Below are 5,061 nucleotides of genomic sequence, written 5' to 3'. Positions count from 1 at the left end.
AAATTACAGGCTCTTATGCTTACATCTATAGAATCCATAAGACCTGGCAGAACATATGAACGTAATTTCAATAAAAAGAATAAAAAATTCCATCTGGAATACAGGCAACCAGCTTGATACTTTGAGGTGTCTTAAGTCAACGGCATTGCGATAGGAGTAACGCCAATTGTATCGTGTGAAGTTGGTGCATCATTAATAGTAGAATGAGTTAAGCGATCGGGATTGGGGATAACTTTAGCGTGAATTTCAGATGAAAAATTAATTGTCGAATTAAGGTTACCAGTGGTCGTTTGATCGAAAGTTATATCTGGTTTTCCAATTTTTTGGCCCTGGTTAATGTTATGAATATCCAACTTAACATTATCAGGAATGGATTTTTCCACATGAATAGTATCTGTACCTTTCCCAGAATCACCGATAGTTTTTTCTTCAGATCTATTCCTTGAGGCATTCTCTTTTTCATCTGGGTTTTTATTCATTTTGTGTTATCCAATTTGTTTATATAATTATGATTCAGAATCGTATTCTGGGGACAGCTTACTCAATTCAAAAACGGTCATGCGGCTTCCAGCACAAAATTCACATGGATAGCGTCAAAAGGAAATTCTATTTGACCGCTTTCTGTTTTTATCAAAATTCCGGCTTTCAAAAGCGCATGGACGTCACCATGGACGGCTTTAACGTCGCGGCCCAATCGTCTGGCAGCTTCACGGATAGACAAAGGCCCCGCCCCTGTCATATTTTGAATAAGTTCCCACCGCTTGCCAGAAATAATTTTAAAAAGTAGAGCAGGGGTCTCAAAACTGATATAAGCCCCTTGGTCCTCGCCGTCAAAAGCTGCCAGAAACCGATTCTCAATTTCTTTTCGTGATGATATTCCTAATGTTACGGTTTTCATTTTATCTCCTCCAGTCGTCTACATCTTTCCAAAAATCCTGAATTAAAATTTTTGGAGTTGTAAATTCATACGGCATTTCTTTATCGCCAATATGCTTATGCTCCCCTTTGCCTGTTTCATTGTCGTATCGAAGAACACAGACGCTCTCTACTATAAACGCCAAGCGATATTTAAAATTATGTCTGCTCCCGGAAAGCGGTGTTGGCAGACGCCATACAATCAACTCTACAAAAGATGTTTCAGAGATTATATGGCGGTCTTTTAATATCAATTCTGGTTTCATGTTGGGTATAATACCAACACATACAGAGTGTTGTCAATAACCCCAACGTAATATGCAAAATAAATATCTTTGGGCTTTGAAAAATTAGTTTGTTTTTGGGCCTGAAATTTCAATATGGCAGATCAAGCAGGGAGCAGCAGGAGAGGACTACATCTCATCTATGATTTGTTTGTAATTGGTATGATCACAGTAGAATATCCCTGTCAGTCCTGGCCTTTTAAATTTCCAAAGTGAAAGATTTTTGCATTCTCATTGGCCCGTTTCAGGTTATCACCGTGATGATTTACATTCGACAGGCTGTCAATTCTCCTAAAGCCCCGCATTGATTTTTGTCCATATTCCTATTAGACTGTGTCCCAGTTGATATTGAATACGACCCGGACCGTATTCCTTTTTCAAATCTAAAATTTGTCAGATTCTTTTCAAAAAGGACATTGTCATGACCATTCAGCGAAATATCGGCGTTATTTGTATATTGCTTATGGCTTGCGCCATCTTTTCGGCAGTATATGGCAAGGCTCATGCGAGACCTTCGGTTTACGTTCCCGATGCCCTTACCCCCTGGAAAGAATGGGTGCTGCAGGGAAAAGAACAGCAGTTGTCATGCATTCCCATGTACAACAATGCCGGACAGATCCTTTGCGCCTGGCCGGGAGAGTTAAACCTGAATCTGACAGAGAGCGGGGGCGAATTTGAACAGTCATGGCAGGTGTATGTCCAGACCCGGGTGGATTTGCCGGGCTCCGACCGAAACTGGCCCGTGCAGGTTCTTGCCGACGACAAGCCTGCCGCGGTTCTGGACCAGGATAATACCCCGGGCCTGATACTTTCCCCGGGCCGTCATACAATCAGGGGACAATTTTACTGGCGAACCATGCCCGAAAGATTGAATATCCCGGCATCAACGGGACTGGTGAGCCTAAGCGTTAATAATCAGCCCGTAATGTTCCCGGATCTGGACGACGAGGGCCGGTTGTGGCTAAAGCAGAGAAACCGTGAACAGCGGGTGGAAGACCGGCTGAAAATTGAATGTTTCCGGCTCATCGAGGATGACATCCCGGCCCGGATGTCAATTGCGCTTACCCTGGAAGTGTCGGGCCAGGCCCGGCAGATGGTGCTGGGACCTGTATACCAAAGCGACAGGTTCATCCCGGTATCCTTTGAAAGCCCGCTGCCCGCCCGTCTGGAATCCGACGGCCGGATCACCATCCAGGTCCGGCCCGGACGTTATAACATTGACCTTAATCTGCGCCATGCAGGGCCTTTGGAGACCGTCCGCTTCATCCGTCCGGACCAGGCGTTCTGGCCGGATCAGGAGATCTGGGCCTTCAGTGCCGGGACCGACCTGAGACGGGTGCATATTTCAGGGGCGGAACCCGTGGATCCCAAACAGACGGCCATGCCGGCACGATGGCAATCCTTTCCGTCGTACCTGATGGTGCCTGCCACCACACTGGTTTTTAAGCAGATCAAGCGGGGAGATCCAGAGCCTGCACCGGATCAGCTCTCTTTGAATCGAACCCTGTGGCTGCGTTTTGACGGTGAGGGCTATTTTATCCAGGATAAAATCACGGGCAAAAAGAACACCAACTGGCGCCTGGAACTGGATCCGGCCATCCATCCGGGCCAGGTCCTTGTGGATGGTAAAGAGCAGTTGATTACCAAAAGGGAAGATAGCGACAAGGCCGGTATTGAGCTAAGAAACGGCAGGATAAATATTGTGGCCGATGCCACCTTTGAAAACGGGATTGCCGATGTTCCGGCAACCGGCTGGGACCATGATTTCAATGACGTAAACGGCACGCTTAACCTGCCTGCGGGCTGGACCCTGATCAATGCCATCGGCGTAGACCGCATCCCCGGCACCTGGGTGGGCAGATGGACCCTGCTGGATTTTTTTGCGCTCCTGATTTTTACCATTGCCCTGTCTCGGGTCTACTCAAAACCTTTAGCCATTCTTGCCTTTGTCACCCTGGTGCTGATCTTCCATGAACATCAGGCGCCCAAGTATATCTGGCTGGTGCTCCTGGTGGGGTTTGCCTTGCTCAAACATCTGCCCGGCGGCAGGATGCGCGCCTTTGTCAAGCTTTGTCAGGGTACGGCGCTGATCTGTTTTGCCGCCATTGTGATTCCCTTTGCCATCCAGACCCTTCGCATCGGCATATACCCGGAATTGGCCAGGACATGGACCGATACATCAAATGCCGTAATCCGGTCAGAATCCCGGGATCAGGTGATGATGATGGAAGAGGCAGGCCCGAAGCCGTCCGTGGCAAAAGCGGAACGGCAGGGGGCGGATCGAAATAAGCTGATGCCTATGGGGAGCATCTCCCCGGCCAGTGCGCCTGAGCCTGCCGGAAAGTCGGCTCAAGTTATGGAGCAAGTTATCCAGTATGACCCCAAAGCCCGAACCCAGACAGGCCCGGGCATGCCTTTGTGGCCGGCTTATGAAACCATCGGTTTTTCCTGGTCCGGTCCTGTGAATAAAGACCAGTCCATAGGGCTCTTTCTGATCGGGCCAACAGTCAACCTGGTCCTGGCCTTTTTGCGGGTCGCCCTTGTGGTGCTTTTAGGTGCGGGCATGCTCGGTATCGGCAAAGGCGGCATTAAAAAGGCCGGTGCAACCGGTATCAAGCAGATGCTTCCTGCGTTGTCCGCACTTGTTCTGTGTCTTACGCCCCTATTGTCGCATGCAGCACAATTTCCGTCAAAGGAGATGCTGGAAGAACTGGAAAAACGGCTGCTCGAAACGGACCAATGCTTCAACTCCTGTGCAAATTTGCCCCAGGCGTCCATTGACCTGAAAAAGGATGTGATGACGGTCAGCGTGGCGGTTCATGCCGCCATTGACACGGCAATTCCCCTTCCCGGGGATGCCGGCCAGTGGCTGCCGTCACAGGTAACCGTGGACGGCCTGACCGCTGCGGGCATCTTCAAGAAAGAGGGGCAATTCTGGGTGATGGTCCCCAAGGGCCGCCACAAAATAGACCTTGACGGTGCCATACGTCAGCAGAGCGGTTTCCAGCTTTTTTTCCCTTTAAAACCCCGGCACCTGGATATTGTCATGGACGGCTGGACAGTGGAAGGCAGTCATCCCGACGGCAGCTTTGATGCCCAGCTTCAGTTTAAACGAAAAGCCCGGGCAGACGGTAAAAATCAGCAGGCGCTTGAAACAGGTGTTCTGCCTGCATTTGCCAGGATTGAACGGACCCTGCTGCTCGGACTTGTCTGGAAAGTAAATACCCAGGTAATCCGTGAAGGAGAAGCAGGTTCCGGCATGGTCCTTGACATCCCGTTGCTTCCCGGGGAATCCATCACCACCGAAGGCATCCGGGTAGAGGGGAATACGGCAAAGGTCAACTTTGGTTCCGGACAGAAAACATTGACCTGGGAATCTTTTCTGGCCCCTGCGGATAAAATAGAGTTAAAACATGCCAATACCCGTGACTGGACCGAAATATGGAAGGTGGATATCAGCCCTGTTTTTCATATGGAATACCAGGGAACCCCTGTGATTTTTCATAAAACCGGCACCCGCTGGTATCCCACCTGGCACCCCTGGCCCGGGGAGAGCCTGACACTGACCGTGACCCGGCCCCAGGGCATTGAGGGACAGACCATGACCATTGAAAAAAGTCTGCTGACCTTTTCGCCGGGCAGGGCAGCTGCCACGGCCCAGATGGATCTTACCATCAACAGCAGCCAGGGAGGGCGCCATACCATTACCCTGCCCAAGGACGCCAGGCTGCAGGAGGTGAAAATTCAAGGCAGGGTACGCTCCATCCGGCAGGATCAGAACCAGGTGACCCTGCCCATTGTCCCGGGACACCAGGAAATTGTACTCCAATGGGTGTCAGCCGGCGGTATTAGCCCCTTCTAT

4 protein-coding genes are annotated in these 5,061 nt (G+C 50.1%); 1 reads left to right on the top strand and 3 read right to left on the bottom strand.

Annotated elements, in window-relative coordinates:
- Positions 1-131: 131 nt before the first annotated feature.
- The 3 genes from B3D59_RS06925 to B3D59_RS06915 form a co-directional block, all read right to left on the bottom strand.
- Positions 132-479, bottom strand: coding sequence for a hypothetical protein (locus B3D59_RS06925; protein ID WP_286818597.1), 348 nt, complete (start codon positions 477-479; stop codon positions 132-134).
- Positions 480-556: 77 nt separating this feature from the next.
- Positions 557-898 (bottom strand): transcriptional regulator, encoded by a 342-nt coding sequence (locus tag B3D59_RS06920; protein ID WP_286818595.1) that lies wholly within the window; start codon positions 896-898, stop codon positions 557-559.
- Position 899: 1 nt separating this feature from the next.
- On the bottom strand, positions 900-1,181 hold the full coding sequence (locus tag B3D59_RS06915) for a toxin-antitoxin system TumE family protein (RefSeq protein WP_286818594.1): 282 nt from the start codon (positions 1,179-1,181) through the stop codon (positions 900-902).
- Positions 1,182-1,620: 439 nt separating this feature from the next.
- Between B3D59_RS06915 and B3D59_RS06910 the strand changes: the two genes are divergently transcribed.
- The coding region (locus B3D59_RS06910) for a hypothetical protein (RefSeq protein ID WP_286818593.1) at positions 1,621-5,061 on the top strand (3,441 nt) is incomplete at its 3' end.

The sequence above is a fragment of the Desulfobacter sp. UBA2225 genome, assembly GCF_002348205.1.
GTDB lineage: Bacteria > Desulfobacterota > Desulfobacteria > Desulfobacterales > Desulfobacteraceae > Desulfobacter > Desulfobacter postgatei.
This window is presented reverse-complemented; position numbering and strand designations above follow the sequence as displayed.

What these genes read in the sequence shown, in the direction of transcription:
- B3D59_RS06925 (WP_286818597.1), bottom strand. Translation starts at nt 479, where the DNA reads ATGAATAAAAACCCAGATGAAAAAGAGAATGCCTCAAGGAATAGATCT.
- B3D59_RS06920 (WP_286818595.1), bottom strand. Translation starts at nt 898, where the DNA reads ATGAAAACCGTAACATTAGGAATATCATCACGAAAAGAAATTGAGAAT.
- B3D59_RS06915 (WP_286818594.1), bottom strand. Translation starts at nt 1,181, where the DNA reads ATGAAACCAGAATTGATATTAAAAGACCGCCATATAATCTCTGAAACA.